Below are 19470 nucleotides of genomic sequence, written 5' to 3'. Positions count from 1 at the left end.
GCGGGGGGGGGGGGGGGGGGGGGGGCGGGGGGGGGCCCGGGGGGGGGGGCGGGCGGGGGGGGGGGGGGGGCAACCCGGGGGGGGGGGGGGGGGGGGGGGGCGCGCGCCGCCCGCCGTCGTCACTGCGACAACTCGTCGAACCGGTCCGATCACCCCAGGGGGGTCAGAACGCCTCCTCCGGGATGTCCATGATCTCCAGGTCGGCGCCCTCGATGATTCGCCGGTCGGCGCCGATACGCGGCAGCACCTCGCGGGCGAAGAACCGGGCAGCGGCCACCTTGCCGGTGTAGAACGCCTGGTCGGCGGTGGAGACCTCGCCGTTCAGGGCCGTCAGCGCCACGTCCGCCTGCTTCTGCAGCAGCCAGCCGACCACCAGGTCGCCGATCGCCAGCAGGAAGCGGCGGCTGCTCAGGCCGACCTTGTAGAGCGCGCGGGCGTCGCCGCCCTGGGCCTCGCCCAGCCAGCCGGTCATCACGCCGAGGATGTTCTGGATCTCGGCGAGGGCCTTGCCGAGCGCCTGCCGCTCCTCCTTGAGCTGGCCGTTGCCGGCCTCGGAGGTGATGAACTCCTGGATCTCACCGGCGACCGCCAGCAGGGCCTTGCCGTTGTCCCGGACGATCTTCCGGAAGATCAGGTCGAGGCTCTGGATGGCCGTGGTGCCCTCGTACAGGGTGTCGATCTTGGCGTCCCGGACGTACTGCTCCAGCGGGTAGTCCTGCAGGAAGCCGGAGCCGCCGAAGGTCTGCAGCGCCTCGTGGCCGAGCAGCTCGTACGCCCGCTCCGAGCCGACGCCCTTGACCAGCGGCAGGAGCAGGTCGTTGACCCGCTTGGCCAGCTTGGTGGCCTTCTCGTCGCCGGCCGCCTCGGCCAGCGCCACCTTGTCCTGCCAGGTGGCGGTGTAGCAGACCACCGCCCGCAGGCCCTCGGCGTACGACTTCTGCATGAGCAGCGAGCGGCGCACGTCCGGGTGCTGGGTGATGGTCACCCGCGGGGCGGCCTTGTCGGTCGTCCGGGTCAGGTCGGCGCCCTGCACCCGGTTCTTGGCGTACTCCAGGGCGTTCAGGTAGCCGGTGGAGAGGGTGGCGATCGCCTTGGTGCCGACCATCATCCGGGCATACTCGATGATCATGAACATCTGCCGGATGCCGTCGTGCTTCTCGCCCAGCAGCCAGCCCTTGGCCGGGACGCCGTGCTCGCCGAAGGTCACCTCACAGGTGTTGGAGACCTTCAGGCCCATCTTGTGCTCGACGTTGGTGGCGAAGACGCCGTTGCGCTCGCCCAGCTCGCCGGTCTCCTCGTCGAAGTGGTACTTCGGCACCACGAAGAGGGAGAGGCCCTTGGTGCCGGGGCCGCCGACGCCGTCGACGCCGACCGGGCGAGCCAGCACGTAGTGCACGATGTTGTCGCTCAGGTCGTGCTCACCCGAGGTGATGAAGCGCTTGACGCCCTCGATGTGCCAGGAGCCGTCCGGCTGCGGGATGGCCCGGGTACGACCGGCGCCGACGTCCGATCCGGCGTCCGGCTCGGTGAGCACCATCGTCGAGCCCCACTGCTTCTCGATGAAGAGCTTGGCCCACTTCTGCTGCTGCTCGGTGCCCTCGACGTGCAGCACGTGCGCGAAGGACGGGCCGGAGGCGTACATCCAGATCGGGGCGTTGGCGCCGAGCACCAGCTCCGCGAGGGACCACCACAGGGCGCGCGGGGCGTTGGTGCCGCCCAGGGCCTCGGGGAGGTCCAGCCGCCAGAACTCCGAGTCCATGAACGCCTGGTACGACTTCTTGAACGACTCCGGCAGCGGCGCGGTGTGCGTCGCGGGGTCGAAGACCGGCGGGTTGCGGTCACTGTCCGAGTAGCTGGCGGCCAGGTCCTCCCGGGCCAGGCGGTCGACCTCAGCGAGGAAGCTACGGGCGGTGTCGACGTCCAGGTCCGTGTACGGCTCCTGGCCGAACGTCCGGTCCGCCCCGAAGACCTCGAACAGGTTGAACTCGAGGTCCCGAAGGTTGCTCTTGTAGTGGGTCATGCTCGCTGGCCCCGCTTCCGGACAGGTGTTACCGATCAGTAACCCCGACTCTATTACTCGCCGGTAGCCAACGACAAGCCGATCGTGAAAGTGACAGCGATTACACACTTTCGGTTCAGGTTCCGGCCACCGCGGGACTCCCGGGGTCAGCCGGCGACCCCGACGGTGCGCCGGACGGACTCCGGCCGGTCGAGCAGGGCGAGCATCAGCTGGGCGACGTCGGCCCGCGAGACCGTCAGGCCGCCCCGGATGTTACGCCCGTACGCCGTGCGATAGTCGCCGGTCAGCGGGCCGTCGGTCAGCCGCGGCGGCCGGACCACCGTCCAGTCGAGGCCACCGTCCCGCAGCTCCTCCTCCATCAGCGCGAGGTCGGCGTAGTGGCGGCGCAGCACCCGCCGGATCGCCGGCCCGAGCACGAAGCGCATCAGGGGACCGTCGCCCTCGTCGTAGCGGGGCGGGCGCGGCCGGCCCGGGGACGGCACCACGCCGACCGGGGCGGCACTGACCACCACGATCCGGCGTACGCCCGATCCGGCCATCGCCTCGGCGACGGCCCGGGTGCCCCGGGACGTTACACCGGCGTCGGCCGCGGAACGGGGGCCGAGGCCGGACAGCACCGCGTCGGCGCCGCCGACCGCCGCCTGCAGCGCCGTCGGGTCCGCCGCCGCCAGGTCGGCGGTGACCACCTGCGCGGAGGTGCCGGGCAGGCGGGCCGGATCGCGCACCACCGCCGTGACGTCGTGACCGGCGGCCAGGGCCTGGTCGACGAGGTGACGACCGATCCCACCACTGGCCCCGAAGATCGTGAGCTTCATCCGCCACCCCTTCGTCGAGGGCCGCCCACGGCGGCCACCTCCCGTAAGATATGGAAACCGTAACAGTTGATACGAGGTTCAAACAATATGAGTTCCGTAGAATCTGCGGACGCGCGCCGACACCGCCGGACGGCCGTCCGGATCAAGGAGGCGATGCGGGAGCTGAGCAACCAGCTCGCGCTGCTGAACCACCACGTCGGCGTACGCCTCTCGCTGCGCGACGTGGACCTGGACTGCCTCGACCTGATCGCCCGCCACGGACCGCTCAGCCCCGGCACACTGGCCCGCCGGGCGGGCCTACATCCGGCCACCATGACGGGCATCCTGGACCGGCTCCAGCGCGGCGGCTGGATCGTGCGCGAGCGCGACCCCGCCGCCCCGGACCGCCGCTCGGTGACTGTCCGGGCCCTGCGCGAGCGCAACGGCGAACTGTTCCGCCTCTACGCGGGCATGAACACCGCGATGGACGAGATCTGCGCCGGCTACGACGAGACCCAACTGGAGGTGATCGCCGACTTCCTGCAGCGGGCTGGGGAAGCCGGGCGGAGGGCCACCGACGAGCTCGCCGACGGCTGACCGCGCGGCCGGCGTCAGCTCTCGGCCGCGCCCACTTCCCAGCTCGGCACGGCGGCCGTCACGCCGCTGTGCGGGCCGGTGTACTCCATCAGCACCAGCGCGATGTCGTCGTCGAGCCGGCCGTGCACCCACTCGACCAGGGCGGTCTCCAGCGAGGCGAGGCCGTCGGCGACGGTGCCATGGCCGAGCAGCCGCCAGGCCCGGTCGGCCGTCGGGAAGAATTCGCCGTCCCGGCGGGCCTCGCCGAGCCCGTCGGTGAACAGCAGGAGCCGGTCGCCCGGCTCGAGCCGCTCCACCCGGGGCCGGACCACCGGCATGAAACCCAGCGGCGGCGCGGGGGCCGGGGGTTCGAGCGGGATCACCGCGCCCCGGCGCAGCAGCAGCGGCGGCGGATGGCCACAATTGACGATGGTGAGCGTGCCGCCCCGCTCCTCGACCAGCGCGGCGGTGACGAAGTCCTCGTCGCCCACGTTGCGGGCCACCGCCCGGTCCAGGTCGGTCACCACCGCCCGCAGGTCCGCCCGCTCGTACGCCACGTGCCGGTACGAACCGAGGACGATGCTGGCCAACCGGACCGCGTCCAGCCCCTTGCCCCGGACGTCACCGATGATCATGCGGACGCCGTACGGGGTGTCCATCGCCTCGTACAGGTCGCCGCCGATCTCGGCGCTGGTGGAGGAGGAAATGTAGCGGGCGGCCACCGCGACGGTGCCCACCTGGGGGCCGAGCGTCCGGAGCACCGCCTGCTGGGCGACCGCGGCGAGCCGGGACAGCTCGGCGATCTGCTCGGCCTGGCGCTGGCGTACCGCCGCCACGGCGGCGCCGATCGGGGTGGCGAGGGCGACCGCCGCGACGTTGACGGCGGTGACCAGGGACGCGGCCTGCTCGCCGACGGCGAAGGCGGCCGCGATCCCGGTGGCGAGGACGCCGAGCCCGAGCACCACCCGCCAGGACGCCATCGCGGCGGCGAGCAGCGGCGCGGCCACCATCAGCGCGAGGTAATGCGCCGCCCGGCCGTCCGTCAGCTCCACCACGGAGACGAGTGCGAGCAGCGCGAGGGCCGCGCCGAGACCGGCGCGGGACCCGGGGCTCAGCGGGCCACGGCCCGGCTGGAAGGGTTGAGTGCGTACATCGGACAGCATGCCTGATGGACGTGAACGGGTGAATGAGCCTGACCCGTCGTCCGAGGAGGTTCTGCCCGGCCGGGTCACCCCACCGGGCCGATCGCCGTCCGTCACCCGGTCAGCCGAGGACCTCGTACCTGACGGTCACCTCGCCGAGGTCGGTCGAGGCGATGCCCGCGAAGGCCGCGCGGGACAGGTCGAGGCACCGGCCGTCGACGTACGGACCGCGGTCGTTGATCCGCACCACCACCGACTTGCCGTTGGCCGGATTGGTCACCCGGACCTTGGTGTCGAACGGCAGGGTCTTGTGCGCGGCGGTCAGCGCGTTCGGGTTGAAGGTCTCGCCGTTCGCGGTCATCTGGCCCTCGTCGTAGAAGGAGGCGCCGCAGGTGGCGCTCTGCACGACCTTGGCGGTGGTGGTGGTCTTCTTCGCGGTGGGCTTCGAGCTGGCGGTCCGGGTCTGGCTCCGGGAGGCCGCCTGGGTGCGGGTCACCTTGGGGCTGGGGGTGGCCTTCGGCGAGGGGCTGAGGCTCGGCGACGCGGACGCGCTCGGCGACGCGGCGGCCGAGCTGGGGGCCAGCGTGCTGGGCAGGGCTTCGACGGCGGCCGGCTCGGCGGCGGGCTCGGCCGAGGTGAGCTGGACCGCGCCGACGGTGCCGCCGACGGCGAGCACCACACCGACGGCTGCGGTGGCGGCGATGCCCGCGGGCGAGAACTTACGGGTACGGAAGTGCTTACCAGCCACCGCCCGGTCCTTTCGTCAGCTGAACAAACCGGGTGGGACCGTAACGAGAGAAGCACTTCCGAAGTCAACGTGATCATGACGGTATGCCCGCATTTACCCGCATACGTGTATCCGGTCGACCCAGCTCGACTCATCCGATCGGAGGAAGGAGTGCAGGCAGGGGCGGGCGGTCCATCGCCTGGCGTCGGTGCCCGATGATGGATGTCGTGCTGCACCGACGTCTGGTCGAGCTGTTCCGGTGGGTCGATCCCGGCCCGGACAGCAGTCATCTGGTCAGCGACATCTCCGCCTGGTGGCGGGATCCGGAGGTGCTGGCGGCCGTCGGACCGGCCCTGGCCGGCCTGTTCCCGGACGCCCGGCCCACCGTGGTGGTCGCCCCCGAGGTGACCGGGCTGCTGCTCGGCCCGCTGGTGGCGGTGGCGGCCGGCGCCGGTTTCCTGCCCGCGTACAAGGACGGCGGCGACCGGCGACGGGTGGGCGCCATGCGCTGGGCCGAGACGCCGCCGGACTACCGGGGCCGGCGTCTGCGGATCGGCGTGGACGGCCGGCGGCTGAGCCACGGCGACCGGGTGCTGCTCATCGACGACTGGGTGGACAGCGGAGCCCAACTCGACGCGCTCCACCGGGCGGTCCAGGCCGGCGGGGCGGAAGTGGTGGGGGCCGCCGCCCTGGTGGCGACCTGCCCGCCGGCGGTCGCCGCACGGCTCCGGCTGCGTTCCCTGCTCACCGCGGACCTGCTGCCCGGCTGAACCCGTCCGGCCGCCGACCGGGGTCCCCGCCCGAGGACCGGGACCCCGCGTCGACCTGACGTCACTCCATGAAGGTCGGCTCCGGCACCGCCGGCACCGCCTTGGTACGCGGCATCGGCGCCTCGGTCGCCTTGACCGTCACGCCGGTCTCCAGCATCCGGTCGAAGACGTTGCGGAACAGGGTCGACATCGCCTCGTCGCTCGCCAGGGCACCGGCGAACGAGATCGAGGAGGCGCTGAACACCAGGGCGCCGTTGGGCTTCTCCATGAAGACCATGGCGGCGCCGCCGTTGGCGTTCTCGCCCATGGCGATGACCTGGGCCGCGGTGGCCTCACCGGCGAGGCCCCGCATGCCGTCCACCTCCCACCCGCTGGCGCCCTTGTTGTAGCCGGTGACGCCGAACCTGCTGCCCACGATCAGGCCGGTGCCGGCGAGCAACGGGTGGTCCTGCGTCACCCGGAACGGCGCGTACGTGCCGGCGGCGATGTAGTTGGTGCCGACCAGCTGCGAGGCGGGCAGACCGAGGTCGCTGAAGTAGTCGCGCTTACCGTCGGTGCGCCGGTAGGTGACCACCGTGCGGGCGCTGTTGACCAGTACCCGCTCGTAGATGCCGTTCCCGCCCGCGTAGACGACGTGACCACCCCCGGCCTGGAAGTTGACCAGGTTCTGGCGCATGGCCTCGCTCCAGTACTCCGGGTGGCTGGTCAGCACGATCACCCGGTAGTTGGTGAGCCACGCCCCGGAGGCGTGCAGGTCCATGTCCTCGTAGCAGTCGAAGGCGAGCCCCTGCCGGGTCATCCAGCGGGTCAGCAGCAGGTCCGACCAGAGGGTGTGGTCCGGCGCCCCCGGGTCGTCGACGTTCCACTCGGTGGAGGGCCGGCGGACGGTCAGCGGGCGCGGCTTGAAGATGTCGTTGCAGTACTGGTTGTGCCCGCCCCAGCTGTTGTACGCGTTGTAGGTGAAGGTCGGTACCAGCACCGCGATCTTGTTGGTCGGTGTCACCGGCCGGACCACGAACGGCACGTACCGGCGCAGCCCGTAGGCACCGCTCAGCTGGGCGGCGTACAGGCCGGGCTGCCAGTCCGCGGGGATCCGGAACTGGATCCGGTCGGTCCAGTTGCAGCCGACCGTGATGTACCCCTTCGGCAGAGCCTGCACGCCGGTGGCGACCGAGGCCGGTTGCGAAACGGCCTCCGGCGCTCCCGCGGCGGGCGCCAACCGGACCATCGCCGCGCTGACCGAGGGCAGCCCGGTCGACACCGCGATCCGGACCACCTCGCCCTGCCGAACGCTGGGCGTGGTCGGGTAGCCCTGGAGGGCCGCCTGGGTCTGCACCGTCCAGCCGGAGCCGACCTTCAGCCCCGACCCCTTGTTCATCCACGCGGTCCGGTTGTCGGTGCCGGCCGTCAGATAGTTGGTCAGCCGGTACTCCATCAACTGACCGGTCTGGGTGGCGGCGGGCGCGTCCGGCGGGATCGCATAGAGGACGCCCTGACCGGTGAACCAGACCCCGTCGTTCAACCCGAAGTTGCGGAACCCGCTGCCGATCTTGAACCCGGAGCCCGTCGCCCACACGCCGTCGCCCTGGTGCCGGTACCAGGAGATGTCGCCGTAGTTGTAGGCGTAGATGACGCCGTTGGTGTCCGCCTGGCAGATGCTGCTCTTGAAGCCGCTGCCGATCTTCAGACCGTCGACCGACCACTTCTTGGCGACCAGGTCCCACCGGTGCAGGACGAGGTCGCCGTTCGAGGTCTGCCCGTAGATGTCGCCGTTGAAGCCGAACACCCGGGGGTACTTGTCGAAGCCCGACCCGATCTGGCCGCCCGAGATCCAGGTGCCGACGCCGGTGGTCCCGTTGCTGAGCCGGTAACGGTAGTAGAGCAGGACGCCGTCGCCGCGCAGCGCGTAGAGCGACCCGTCGACACCGCCGAACACGGCCCGGAACCCGTTCCAGCCGGTGCCGACGCGGCGCCCCGAGCCGCTGGCCCAGCTGGCCGCACCGGTCTGGTAGCCGAGGTGGCGGTACCAGTAGAGGCCGCCGTCGGCCTGGATGGCGAAGATGACCCCGCCGCCACCGCCGACCAGGCGGATGAACCGCTGCTGCGGGTCGTAGCTGGGGACGGCCGCCGAGGCGGCCTGCTGACCCACCGCCTCACCCACCGCCAGGACCGGCGGTACGGCGGCAGCGATGACCGCGCTGTTCCGCAGCAGACGCCGACGGCCGATGCCCGGCTTCGGGCTTTCTTCCATGATCACTCCCCCGTGACAGACGCACGGGCAAGATACTCCGAAGCAGCATCGGATCACGCACCGTGCCGATCCGCAGGGTCCGGATCACGCCCTTCGCCGGATACTTCCGGCCGGCCGGTACGGCGAAGATCGCCGTTCCGGCGGATTGACGGCCGGTCACTCCATGGACGACGGCTCCGGCACGCCCGGGGCCGGGCTGGTCCGCGGCATCGGCGCCTCGGTGGCCCGGACCGGCTGACCCGAGGCCAGCATCCGGTCGAAGACGTTGCGGAAGAGGGTGGACATCGCCGGATCGCTGTCCAGCGCGCCGACGAACGAGATGGCGGACGCACTGAACACGAGCGCGCCGTTGGCCTTCTCCATGAACACCATGGCCGCGCCGTCGCCGCCGGGGTTCTCACCCATCGCGATCACCTGGGACGGAGCTGCCTCGCCGGCCAGACCGCGCATCGCGTCCATCTCCCAGCCGCTCGCGCCCTTGTTGTAGCCGGTGGCACCGAATCTGCTGCCCACCACGAGCCCGGTGCCGGCGAGCAGCGGATGGTCCCGGACCACCCGGTAGGGCGCGTAACTGCCGGCGGCGATGTAGTTGGTACCGACCAACTGCGAGGCGGGCAGTCCCAACGCGGTGTAGTAGTCCCGCTTGCCGTCGGAGCGCCGGTAGGTCACCACCGTGCGGGCGCTGTTGACCCGTACCCGTTCGTAGAGGCCGTTCCCGCCGGGGTAGATCAGGCGTCCGCCGCCGGCCTGGTAGTTGACCAACTGTTGCCGCATCGCGTCGGTCCAGTACTCGGGGTGGCTGCCCAGCACCAGGACCTGGTACTTGGTGAGCCACGACCCGGAAGCATGCAGGTCCATGTCCTCGTAGCAGTCGAAGGCGTAACCCTGGCGGGTCATCCAGCGGGTCAGCATGAGGTCGGACCAGAGGGTGTGGTCGAAGATCGCCGGGTCCTCCACGTTCAGTTCCGTGGAGGGTCGGCGGACGGTCAGCGGGCGCTGGGTGGTGACGTCGCTGCAGTACTGGTTGTGCCCGCCCCAGCTGTTGTACGCGTTGTAGGTGAAGCTGGACAGCAGCACCGCGATCTTGTTGATCGGCGTCACCGGCCGGACCACGAACGGCACATACCGGCGCAGCCGATTTGGCCCCTCCAGCTGGGCGGCGTAGAGGCCGGGCTGCCAGTCCGACGGGATCCGGAACTGGATCCGGTCCGACCAGTTGCAGCCGACGGTGAGGTAGCCCGTCGGCAGGGCCTGCACGCCGGTGGCGACCGAGAACGGCTGCGAAACGGCCTCCGGCGCGCCGGCGGCGGGCGCCAACCGGACCATCGCCGCGCTGACCGAGGGCAGCCCGGTCGACACCGCGATCCGGACCACCTCGCCCTGCACGACGCTGGGCGTGTTCGGATAGCCCTGGAGGGCGGCCTGGGTCTGCATGGTCCAGCCCCGGCCGACCGTCCGCCCGGTGCCGCTGTTCATCCAGGCGGCCCGCTTGTCGGTGCCGGCCGTCGGGTAGTTGGTCAGCCGATACTCCAGCAGGGTGCCGGTCTGGCTGCTGGTGGGGGAGTTGGGCGGGATCGCGTAGACGGCACCCTGACCGGTGCACCAGACCCCGTCGTTCAGCCAGAAGTTGCGGAACCCGCTGCCGACCCGGAAGCCGGAACCCGAGGCCCAGGCCCCGCCGCCCAGGTGCCGGTACCACTCGATGTCGCCGAACCGGTAGGAGTAGATGACGCCGTGGGTGTCCGCCTGGAGCACGCCGCCCTTGAACCCGGTGCCGATCCGTGTGCCGTCGACGCTCCACGTCTTCGTCACCAGGTCCCACCGGTGCAGATACAGCTCACCCTCGGCGGTCTGCCCGTAGATGTCGCCGTTGAAGCCGAAGACCCGGGGGTACCGGTCGAAGCCGGACCCGATCTGGCCACCCGTGATCCAGGTGCCGACGCCGGTGATCCCGTTGCTGAGCCGATAGCGGTAATAGAGCAGCACGCCGTCGCCGCGCAGCGCGTACAGCGAGCCCTCGGTGCCGCCGAAGACGGCCTGGAACTGGTTCCACCCGCTGCCGATCCGACGCCCCGAGCCGCTGGCCCACGTGGCCGCACCGGTCTGCCAGCCCAGGTGCCGGTACCAGTAGAGGGCCCCGTCGGCCTGGATCGCGTAGAGCACCCCCGAACCGCCGCCGACCAGCCGGATGAAGCGCTGCTGCGGGTCGTAGGCGGGGACCGCCGCCGAGGCGACCTGCTCGCCCACCGCCAGGAGCGGCGGTACGGCGGCGGCGATGACGACCCCGTCGCGCAACAGTCTCCGGCGCGGCATGCCCGAAGAATTCGCAAACTCCCCCATGGCGACTCCTTCATGGACCGAAGGTGACCGGGAAGCTACTCCGAGGCGCGTTCGGCTGCCGCCCCACTCCGGGTCGGGTCCCGACAGTGCGCCCGTTCGCCGCCCAGCTCCGACCGGGTGGACGACCCCGGGTCGCCGGTCCAGGGGATTGACGAACGCTGATCATTTGCACTCCTCGGGTCGGGGTTGACTTCAAGGTCGGTTGAACTTCGAGGATCGCGGTATGGACGACGACATCCTGGACGAGGCGTACCAGCGGCTGCACCGGACCGGCCCGGAGTTCGAGGGCTGGCTCTCCAACCACGGACCGATGGCGGTCGAGGCGCTGGTCCGGCACGGCCACGGCGCGCGGGTGCACCGCTGGCTGGACGACTACCTGGGCCGGCTGGACGACCTGCCCCGCGGCCTACGGCCGGTCGACGACTGGCGGGCCGCGCTCGGCGACCCGAAGCGCGCCGGCGACTGGCTCGCCCACTTCGACCGCGAGCTGCGCGAACACCCCTGGCAGGAGGTGCTCGGCACCTGGTGGCCCCGGCTGCTGCCGGGCATCGCGGCGGGGGCCACCCACGGCGTGATCCGGGTCGGGCACGCCGTGCGCGTGCTGCGTACCGACGGGGTGAGCCCGGAGCGGCTCGCCGAGCTGGGTCAGGCGCTCGGCTACTGGGCCGCCCGGTGGCAGCCGGTGCCCGGCGCCGGCCCGCTCACCGGCCGGTCCGACGTGGCCTCGGCACTGGCCGGGGTACCCCGGATCCCCGAGCAGAGCGGGGGAATCCGGGAACGGCTGGGGCGGCTGCCGGACGTACCTGAATGGGCCGGTGCGGCGGCGGCGCTGCGGCCGCCCGCCGGCCCGGGGGAGGCCGAACGGACCCTCACCGAGCTCGTGCACCGCGCCGGTCTGGACTACCTGCGGTTCGGGCACGGCAACCCGGTGATGCTCGTGCACGCGGTGACCGCGCCGACCGCGGTGCTGCGTACCCTGCCGGCCCTGGACCCGGCGCTGTGGGCGCCGAGCGTCGCCGCGGCCTGGTCGGCCACGGCCGCCGTGACCTCGGTGTACGCCCCACCCACGCCGGCCGCCGCGCCGCGACCTGGAGCCGTCGCCGCTGGGCCGGCGGAGGTGTTCGCCCGGGCGGCCCGGCACGGCGACGCACACGTGGTGAAGCTGGCCGACGCGGTGCTGGAGGCCCACGCGGCGACCGGCGACGCCCGGGTGCTGGCGGCGGCCGGCTACGCCGCCCAGCTCATCTGACGAACTCCTCCACCGCGGTGCAGACCCGGCCCAACACGTCGGCGGAGCGCGCCAGCGGGCCGGGCACCAGCATCGAGTGGTCGGCGTCCGGCACCTCCAGCACGTGCGGGCTGAGCCGGCGCGCCACCTCGCCGTTCCAGAGCGAGTCGGCGGTTCCCCCGACCAGCAGGCACGGCGAGGTCGCCCGGTCCAGCCCGTCGACCACCTCGGGGTGGTTGAGCACCGGGGTCAGCCAGACCGCCGGCAGCCCCCGGTCGGCGGCGAGCGGGGTGGCGAAGGTGCCCAGCGACTTGCCGACCAGCAGGTCGACGCCGCCGTCGAGGGCCGGCGTCACCTGCTCGGCCACCCACTCTGCGGTCCGGTCGGCGGGCAGGTCGCGGGGCACCTGCCAGGTCACCCCGTGGACGTCGAAGCCGAGGCGGCGCAGCGCCTCCCCGACGTACGCGAAGAGCGGGGCCCGGGTGTCGTAACCCACACCCGGGACGAGCACCGCCCGGCGGTCCGCCATGGTCGCCTCCTCGTGACCTCTCCGGCTCTCCCGTCAGCATCACCGACAGCGGCCCCTGGGGGAGGTGAAATTCGGTGCCGGGCGGCGGGTCGGCCGTTAGCCTCGGCAGGATGTGGCCCCGGATCGGTGGACTCCGCACCCTCGCCCTCGGCGCGCCCGGCGAGATGCGCAGCAGACTCAACAGCCTCGTGCTGGCCGGCGTGAAGACCGCCACCGCCGGCCTGCTGACCGGCGATTACGCCGCCGAGAACGAGAAGCTGGAGCAGGTCGGCGAGCGGCTGGTCCTGGTCGACGACCACGACGCGCTGGTCGGCGTCGTCGAGGTCACCGGCGTCGAGGTGGTCCGCTTCGCCGACGTGCCCTGGGACTTCGCCCGCTCAGAAGGGGAGGGCGACCGGTCGATCGAGGAGTGGCGGGAGGGCCACCGCGGCTACTGGACCCGCGAGGGCTTCCCGGTCGACGACGACACCCAGGTGGTGTGCATCCGGTTCCGCCTGATCTCCGCCGGGGACGGCGGCATCAGCACCGGCGACCTGGGCACCTGACCGGACGGCCCGTCAGGCGCGGCGCAGCTCAGGCAGCAGTCCCGCCGCCTCCGCCAGCACCGCCTCGTCGCCGGCGTACCAACTGCTGGCCCGGGGCCAGTGCGTCACCACGTCGGTGAAGCCCAGCCGGGCAGCCCGGCCGACCTGCTCGGCGAAGAAGTCCGCGCCGCTCAGCGAGTAGGCCGGCGCGGCGTCCAGCGACAGGTACCGGTCCAGGGTGGCCGGGTCGCGCCCCGCCCTGTCGAGGGTCTCGTCCATCCGGGCCGAGAGTTCGGCGACGGACGACCACCAGCTCGCCAGGTCGTCGCCGCCGAGCCCGGTGGTCACCCAGCCCTGGCCGAACCGGGCGACCAGCCGCATCGAGCGCGGCCCGTTCGCGGCGACCACGAACGGCACCCGGGGCTGCTGGACGCAGCCGGGGTTGTTCCGGGCGTCCACCGCGGCGAACCACTCCCCGCGCCAGGTGGTGCCGTCCTTCCGCAGGATCACGTCCAGCAGCTCGGTGAACTCGGCGAACCGGTCCACCCGCTGCCGGGGCGGCAGGGTCTCCCCGCCGAGCACGGTGGCATCGAACCCGATGCCGCCCGCACCGAGCCCCAGCAGCAGCCGGCCGCCCGAGACGTCGTCCAGCGCGGTCACCTGCCGGGCGAACGCCGCCGGGTGCCGGAAGTTGGGCGACGCGACCAGAGTGCCGAGGCGGATCCGGGAGGTCACCGTCGCGGCGGCGGTCAGCGTGGTCATCGAGTCGAACCAGGGTCCGTCGACCAGGTCGCGCCAGCCCAGGTGGTCGTACGTCCAGGCGTGGTCGAAGCCCCACTCGTCCGCCTGCCGCCAGCGCCGCTGCGAATCCGCCCAGCGCTGGTCGGGCAGGATCACGATGCCAATCCGCATGATCGCCAGCGTACGGCCCGGCCGGGCGCTACGCCGCCACCACGTCGGCGACGACGCAGGCGACGTTGTCCGGCGCCCCCTCGGCGTACGCGAGGTCGACCAGGCGCCCGACGGCGCTCTCCGGGTCGTCGGCCCCGGCGAGCGCCGCGTGCAGCGCCTCCGGCGCGACCACGGCGGAGAGCCCGTCGGAGCAGAGCAGGTAGCGGTCGCCGGCGAGGGCGGTCCGCAGCGCGAGGTCCGCCTCGACCTCCGTGCCCGCCCCGAGCGCCCGGGACAGCAGGGCCCGCTGCGGGTGCGCTGCCGCCTCGGCCGGGGTCAGCCGACCCTGGTCGACCTGCGACTGCACGTACGTGTGGTCCTGGGTCAGCCGGAACAGCTCGCCCGCGCGCAGCAGGTACGCCCGGGTGTCGCCGACGTGCACCAGGGCCAGTCGCGTGCCACGCCGCAGGATGGCGGTGAGCGTGCTGACCGGCTGGTGCTCGTCGGTCCCGTGCGCGCGTACCGTCCGGTCGGCCGCCGTCACCGCGTCCGCCAGCGTGGCGAGCAGTTCGGCGGGCGGCGCGTCGGCCAGCTCCAGCGGCCGGAGCGCGTCCACGGCGGCGGTGCTGGCGGCGGCGCCACCGGGACCGCGCATGCCGTCCGCCACGGCGAGCAGGGTCTCGCTGGCATACGCGGTGTCCTCGTTGGAGTCGCGGACCGCGCCGGTCTCGCAGCGGACGGCGTACCGGAAGGTGGTGTCGGACATGGTGGTTCCCCTTTCGGAGAGCTGGTCGACGAGGAGCGCGACGACGCGTCCGCGGGCCGCCGTGTCGGCGCTGACCCGCCGCCACCAGGCATCGACCGCCTCGGCAGCCGCCTCCGCGGCCAGGCCGCAGACGGTCCGGATCTCGGCCAGCGGCATCCCGGCCCGGCGCAGGGTGGCGATCAGCCGGGCGCGGTCGAGCTGCGCGGGCCGGTAGTAGCGGTAGCCCGAGTGCGGGTCGACGGCGGCGGGGGGCAGCAGCCCCTGCTCGTCGTAGAGCCGCAACGCCTTGGGCGTCAGTCGTGCCGCCCGGGCGAACGCACCGATGGTCAGCAGCTCCACGGACACATCCTCCTCGTGCCGGTCACGGCGACCGGCACGGACCACGCTGGGCCTTGCCGCAGGGGCAGGGTCAAGGCGCCCGACCGGGAAGAGGTGATCGACGGGCGGCTGCGCCGCTACTACCGGCTCACCCCGGCCGGCCTGGACGCCCTCCAGGTCGAGACCGCTCGGCTGCGCCAGCTCGCCACTTCCTGATCGGAGCCGCCTGCGCCCTGGTCCTGCTGGCCGTCGCGCTCGTGCCCCGGAAGGACCTGCGGCCGCTGACCGTCAGCCTCGGCTGAGTTTGGCGAGCATCCGGCTCAGGTGCGGCTCGACCGTGCCCGGCGCGGCGCCGGCCACTTCCCGGGGCGTCCACCAGCGGACGCCCCGGAACTCGCCCGCGTCGGGGACCAACTGCTGGTCGCGGCTGCCGCTCAACACGTACCAGAGACTCACGTCGGTGTGCCGGTCCGCCGGCCCGCCGACCGTCTCCGTGACCGTGAGGAAGGCCGGGCGCTCACCGAAGGGCTGGGAGAAGGCGGCCGGCACGCCCAACTCCTCCACCACCTCCCGGCGTACGGTCTCCGCCGGGTGCTCGCCCGGCTCGACGTGACCGCCGGTCGGCAGCCACATTCCCGCCTTCCGGTGATCCACCAGCAGCACCGCGCCGTCCGTCTCGTCGCGCAGCAGGAAGTACGCGACCAGGTGCGGGGAGGGCGTACGCGGCTTCTCCCGGCGGAAGATGTCCGCCGTCGCGGCCAGCCAGGCCAGGGTCTCCCCGCGGTGCCGTGCCTCCTGCTCGTCCCCCGGGTTCAGCGCCTCGACCAGCGCCCGGATCTCGTCTCGCACGCCCGCAGCCTGCCAGCCGGGACCGACAGTCTCAGTCGACCGGGCCGTTGACGTCGACCGTGGCGCGGACGAACTCGCGTACCCGGGCGGTGGTGTTGCTCGCCAGCCACACCGGTCCCCGCAGGATCGGTGGCGCGTCGCGGATCGGCACGTACGCCAGGTCGGGCCGGGAGTGGTAGCGCCGGGTCTGCTCACCCACCGGCAGCACACCCCGGCCCATTGCCACCAGGGACAGCATCTCCGAGAAGGTGTTGCCGACCGGCCCCTTCGGCACCGGGCGGCCCGACGGCGTCCGGTCCGGGGTGCGGTCGCGCTTGAACTCGGCCGAGGTCACCGCCGGGTACTGCACCACCGGATGATCGGCCAGCGCCTCCAGCGACACCGACTCCGCGCCGGCCAGCGGGTGGTCCGCGGCCACCGCGAGGACCCGCTCCTCACGCAGCAGCGCCGGACCGTTGGCCATGCCGTCGAAGGGGTACGACGCGATGAGCACGTCGATCGAACCGTCGCGCAGGCTCGACCGGGTGGTGGCCAGCGGGGCCTCGTGGACGTGCACCACGCAGTCCGGGTGCCGTTCGGTGAAGAGGGTGACGGCCCGGAGCAGCACCGGCGCGGTCCACTCGCCGACGAACGCCACCCGCAGCTCACCGGTGAGCCCGCGCCCGGCGTCCACGGCCCGCCGGACGGCGTCCTCCATCCCGGCCACCAGCGGACGCAGGTCGTCGGCGAGCCGGGCGCCGATCGGGGTGAGCCGGACGACCCGGCTGGTGCGCTCGAAGAGCGGCGCCCCGATCCGGCGTTCCAGCTTCCGCACCACGTGGCTGATCCGCCCGGTGGTCACCCGCAGCCGCTCGGCGGTACGCCCGAAGTGCAGCTCCTCGGCCAGGGTCAGGAACGTCTCGATCTCGTACCGCTCGAGCACGCTGACCCCCATTGTTGAATCCTGGTCAACGATCGTAGCCCGATCGCGTCTTGGTCGGCCGCGCGCTGCCAGCGAGGGTGGACGGTGTTCCCGATGTTCGCAGGAGGAGTACCCATGGACCTCGTCAGCACCTACCTCAGCGGCCTCGACGGGCCGTTGCGCGAGACCGGCGAGAAACTGCGTACCGTCATCGACGCCGCGCTGCCGGAGGCCACCGGCGTGATGTGGCACGGCCATCCCGTCTGGGGGCTCGGCGACCGGCCGGGGCGGACGCCGATCTGCCTGGTCAAGGCGTACCCGTCGTACCTCACCTTCGGGCTGTGGCGGGGACAGGACGTCGACGACGAGACCGGCCGGCTCGCCGCCGGCGCGCGGCGGATGGCCTCGGTCAAGCTCCGCACCGTCGACGAGATCGACCCGGAGCTGTTCACCGGCTGGCTCCGGCGGGCGTACGACCTGGAGACCCGGTGAGCGCGGTGCGGGTGACGGGCTTCGACCACCTGGTCCTCGCCGTCGCCGACGTGGAGCGGTCCCTCGAGTTCTACTGCGGCACGCTGGGGCTGGCGCCGGTCCGCGTCGACCGCTGGCGGGCCGGCGAGGTCCCCTTCCCCTCGGTACGCGTCAACCCGGAGACCATCATCGACCTGGTCAGTGGCGAGCCGAGCGGCTCGAACGTGGACCACTTCTGCCTGGTGGTCGACCCGCTCGACTGGCAGCAGGTGATCGACTCCGGGGTGTTCACCGTGCTGACCGGGCCGGTGCCACGCTTCGGCGCCCGGGGCAGCGCCACCTCGATCTACGTTCGCGACCCGGACGGCAACACCGTCGAGCTGCGCTGGTACCCGGCCTCCCCGTCCGGGGCCTGATCCCGGTCGTCGTCCCGGCCCGGTCGGACGCTACCCCGACGTTGCTAGCGTGGCCCGATGCCCGCACTCGAGCGACTCGACGTCCACCACGCTCCCGCGCTGCTCCGCTTCGAGCGGGACAACCGGGCGTTCTTCGCGCGGTCGGTGCCGGACCGGGGCGACGACTACTTCGCGGAGTTCGACACCCGGCACGCGGCGCTGCTGGAAGAGCAGGCCACCGGCCGGTGCCACTTCCATGTGCTGGTCGAGGACGACGGGTCCGTGCTGGGCCGGTTCAACTTGGTCGACGTCGCCGACGGCCGCGCCGAACTGGGCTACCGGGTGGCCGAGCGGGCCACCGGTCGGGGTGTGGCCCGGGAGGGCGTCCGCCGCGTCTGCGAACTGGCCCGCGACGCGTACGGGCTGCGCGAGCTGGTCGCCTCGGCGGCGCTCGCGAATCCCGCCTCGCTGGCGGTGCTGCGGCGGACCGGGTTCGTCCCGGTCGGTGAGGTGCTGCTCGACGGGCAGCCCGGTCTGCGGCACGTCCACGATCTGGCAGCCTGAGCCGTCGCGGAGGCCTCCTCCTGTAACCAATCGGGCAGCTCGGGAACGAGACGATGACCTGCTCGACGACCTCGTGGCCGGGGGTGCTCCTGGCGGCGCGGGCCGAATGCAGCTGCTGATAGCGCAACCAGGGCGACGATGACCTCCCGGCCGGGGTCGCAGCCCGCCGGCAGGCGTTGAGCCTCGCGAGCTGTCGCTCGGTGACGCCTCCCGCGCCGTGGCCCAGCAGCCGGCAGATCTTGTCGCGCGGGTCGTTGGTAAGGCTCCGGTCGCACAGGCACCTTGTCGGGTGACGCAACGACGAATATCGTCTCGATGTATCGGCCTGATATATCGGACGGCGCTGCGGCCCGCCGGCTAACGCAGGAGGTGCGATGAGATCGATCGACTACGACACGGAGCAGTACCAGGACTACGCGCGCGGCCGCGCCCTCACCCAGCAGCAACTGCATGTATGGATCAGCGCTTTTGAAGCGGTGCTGCCCGAGCGGCGTCCGCTGGTGGGGCTGGACGTCGGCTCGGGGACCGGCAGGTTCACCCCCGCGCTGGCACGAGCGTTCGGGCCAGTCACCGGCGTCGAGCCGTCGGTCCGCATGCGCGAGGTTGCGCAGACGCAGTCCCAGCATCCCGGTGTGAGGTATGAGGCAGGCACCGCCGAGGACATGCCAGCGCCGTCCGGCAGCGCCGACTACGCTCTCATGTTCTTGTCCTGGCACCACGTCCAGGACAAGCCCCGGGCAGCCCGGGAGCTGGCCAGGGTGCTCAGGCCCGGCGGGCGGCTGCTACTGCGCGCGAATTTCAGCGACCACCATCCCCGGCCGTGGTGGCTGGAGTACTTCCCCCGCGGTTACGAGGTGGACGCCTCGCTGTTTCAGCCGCTGCACGAGGTCATCGCGACGTTCACGTCGGTCGGCTGGCGCGTTGCCAGCTTCGGCACGGTCACCGAGCCGTCCTCGGGCACCTGCGGCGACATGCTCGAACGGCTGCGCCTGCGCACCCTCTCGTTCTTCGCGCAGCTCAGTCCTGAGGACCTGGAGGCCGGCTTCCGCCGACTGGAGCAGGCTGTTGCCGCAGATCCCAGCGCACCAGCGCCTGTGTTTGCTGAGCCGCTGCTCACGCTCGAACTGCCCTAAACTCCGCTACAAACCCAAGATGGCGCAGCGCTACCCGTGGTTGAGCGGCATGGCAGACCGGAAGATCGGGCAGGACACCAGGCTTGTGACGGCAGAATCATGTGGGTAGATGAGATCTACTGGGCGCATCGACTGCAAGGGTGAGCGCGGCCGACCGTCAGGCGTTGAGGCGGAACTCAGAGCGGGCCTAGTACGGCAGCCGCCGTTCGGGATCATGGTTGAAGTTCGAGGTTGAGCCGTCGGGTGTAGTGGGCTCGTCGAGCTCGGGCTTGGTGGCGCCG

19 protein-coding genes are annotated in these 19470 nt (G+C 72.2%); 8 read left to right on the top strand and 11 right to left on the bottom strand.

Translation table 11 applies throughout. The features are described 5' to 3' along the window. Positions 1-163: 163 nt before the first annotated feature. Together ACFYOS_RS35005 and ACFYOS_RS35000 are read right to left on the bottom strand one after the other, a co-directional pair. Complete coding sequence (locus ACFYOS_RS35005; RefSeq protein ID WP_387151173.1) at positions 164-2020, bottom strand: acyl-CoA dehydrogenase; 1857 nt, start codon at positions 2018-2020, stop codon at positions 164-166. 146 nt (positions 2021-2166) lie between these two features. Next, positions 2167-2835, bottom strand: a complete 669-nt coding sequence (locus ACFYOS_RS35000; protein ID WP_387151170.1) for an NAD(P)-dependent oxidoreductase — start codon at positions 2833-2835, stop codon at positions 2167-2169. 87 nt (positions 2836-2922) lie between these two features. Here ACFYOS_RS35000 and ACFYOS_RS34995 point away from each other — a divergent pair, with 87 nt between their 5' ends. Then, on the top strand, positions 2923-3411 hold the full coding sequence (locus ACFYOS_RS34995; protein ID WP_387151167.1) for a MarR family transcriptional regulator: 489 nt from the start codon (positions 2923-2925) through the stop codon (positions 3409-3411). Positions 3412-3425: 14 nt separating this feature from the next. Here ACFYOS_RS34995 and ACFYOS_RS34990 read toward each other — a convergent pair whose 3' ends face one another. Together ACFYOS_RS34990 and ACFYOS_RS34985 are read right to left on the bottom strand one after the other, a co-directional pair. Beyond that, positions 3426-4553 carry a PP2C family protein-serine/threonine phosphatase gene (locus ACFYOS_RS34990; protein WP_387151164.1) on the bottom strand — a complete coding sequence of 376 codons (1128 nt, stop codon included), beginning with the start codon at positions 4551-4553 and terminating at the stop codon, positions 3426-3428. A 100-nt stretch (positions 4554-4653) separates the two neighbouring features. Beyond that, complete coding sequence (locus ACFYOS_RS34985) at positions 4654-5280, bottom strand: septal ring lytic transglycosylase RlpA family protein (protein WP_387151161.1); 627 nt, start codon at positions 5278-5280, stop codon at positions 4654-4656. A gap of 197 nt (positions 5281-5477) precedes the next feature. Between ACFYOS_RS34985 and ACFYOS_RS34980 the strand changes: the two genes are divergently transcribed. Continuing rightward, on the top strand, positions 5478-6029 hold the full coding sequence (locus tag ACFYOS_RS34980; protein ID WP_387151178.1) for a phosphoribosyltransferase: 552 nt from the start codon (positions 5478-5480) through the stop codon (positions 6027-6029). Positions 6030-6090: 61 nt separating this feature from the next. Here ACFYOS_RS34980 and ACFYOS_RS34975 read toward each other — a convergent pair whose 3' ends face one another. Then, complete coding sequence (locus ACFYOS_RS34975; RefSeq protein ID WP_387151158.1) at positions 6091-8280, bottom strand: N,N-dimethylformamidase beta subunit family domain-containing protein; 2190 nt, start codon at positions 8278-8280, stop codon at positions 6091-6093. 156 nt (positions 8281-8436) lie between these two features. Further along, entirely contained in the window at positions 8437-10620 is a 2184-nt protein-coding gene (locus tag ACFYOS_RS34970) for a N,N-dimethylformamidase beta subunit family domain-containing protein (protein ID WP_387151154.1), read from the bottom strand. Between the two features lie 223 nt (positions 10621-10843). On the opposite strand from ACFYOS_RS34970, the gene ACFYOS_RS34965 reads away from it, so the two are divergent. After that, positions 10844-11869, top strand: a complete 1026-nt coding sequence (locus ACFYOS_RS34965; RefSeq protein ID WP_387151152.1) for a hypothetical protein — start codon at positions 10844-10846, stop codon at positions 11867-11869. Here ACFYOS_RS34965 and ACFYOS_RS34960 read toward each other — a convergent pair. Then, positions 11862-12377 (bottom strand): alpha/beta hydrolase, encoded by a 516-nt coding sequence (locus tag ACFYOS_RS34960; protein WP_387151150.1) that lies wholly within the window; start codon positions 12375-12377, stop codon positions 11862-11864. The genes ACFYOS_RS34965 and ACFYOS_RS34960 overlap by 8 nt on opposite strands. Before the next feature lie 110 nt (positions 12378-12487). On the opposite strand from ACFYOS_RS34960, the gene ACFYOS_RS34955 reads away from it, so the two are divergent. Further along, positions 12488-12922, top strand: coding sequence for an ASCH domain-containing protein (locus tag ACFYOS_RS34955; RefSeq protein ID WP_387151147.1), 435 nt, complete (start codon positions 12488-12490; stop codon positions 12920-12922). 12 nt (positions 12923-12934) lie between these two features. On the opposite strand, the gene ACFYOS_RS34950 is transcribed toward ACFYOS_RS34955, so the two are convergent. The 4 genes from ACFYOS_RS34950 to ACFYOS_RS34935 all read right to left on the bottom strand — a co-directional run bounded on the left by ACFYOS_RS34950 (position 12935) and on the right by ACFYOS_RS34935 (position 16647). Continuing rightward, complete coding sequence (locus ACFYOS_RS34950; protein ID WP_387151144.1) at positions 12935-13813, bottom strand: LLM class flavin-dependent oxidoreductase; 879 nt, start codon at positions 13811-13813, stop codon at positions 12935-12937. Positions 13814-13841: 28 nt separating this feature from the next. Further along, the gene (locus ACFYOS_RS34945; RefSeq protein WP_387151142.1) at positions 13842-14897 is read right to left on the bottom strand and encodes a MerR family transcriptional regulator; all 1056 of its coding nucleotides are present in this window, start codon (positions 14895-14897) and stop codon (positions 13842-13844) included. 267 nt (positions 14898-15164) lie between these two features. Continuing rightward, positions 15165-15725, bottom strand: a complete 561-nt coding sequence (locus ACFYOS_RS34940) for an NUDIX hydrolase (protein WP_387151140.1) — start codon at positions 15723-15725, stop codon at positions 15165-15167. Positions 15726-15756: 31 nt separating this feature from the next. Further along, positions 15757-16647: a LysR family transcriptional regulator gene (locus ACFYOS_RS34935; protein WP_387151176.1), complete on the bottom strand. Its 891-nt coding sequence runs from the start codon at positions 16645-16647 to the stop codon at positions 15757-15759. A 114-nt stretch (positions 16648-16761) separates the two neighbouring features. On the opposite strand from ACFYOS_RS34935, the gene ACFYOS_RS34930 reads away from it, so the two are divergent. From ACFYOS_RS34930 to ACFYOS_RS34915, 4 genes are all read left to right on the top strand, one after another. After that, positions 16762-17118, top strand: a complete 357-nt coding sequence (locus ACFYOS_RS34930) for a DUF1801 domain-containing protein (protein ID WP_387151138.1) — start codon at positions 16762-16764, stop codon at positions 17116-17118. Next, positions 17115-17513 carry a VOC family protein gene (locus tag ACFYOS_RS34925; protein ID WP_387151136.1) on the top strand — a complete coding sequence of 133 codons (399 nt, stop codon included), beginning with the start codon at positions 17115-17117 and terminating at the stop codon, positions 17511-17513. Before ACFYOS_RS34930 ends, ACFYOS_RS34925 begins: the two co-directional genes overlap by 4 nt. Before the next feature lie 57 nt (positions 17514-17570). Further along, a complete protein-coding gene (locus tag ACFYOS_RS34920; protein ID WP_387151133.1) occupies positions 17571-18056 on the top strand; it encodes a GNAT family N-acetyltransferase in 486 nt (161 codons plus the stop codon). A 374-nt stretch (positions 18057-18430) separates the two neighbouring features. Further along, positions 18431-19189 (top strand): class I SAM-dependent methyltransferase, encoded by a 759-nt coding sequence (locus ACFYOS_RS34915; protein WP_387151130.1) that lies wholly within the window; start codon positions 18431-18433, stop codon positions 19187-19189. Positions 19190-19470: the final 281 nt, after the last annotated feature.

It is taken from the genome of Micromonospora sp. NPDC005806 (assembly GCF_042871425.1).
In the GTDB taxonomy this organism is placed as follows: Bacteria; Actinomycetota; Actinomycetes; order Mycobacteriales; family Micromonosporaceae; genus Micromonospora.
This window is presented reverse-complemented; position numbering and strand designations above follow the sequence as displayed.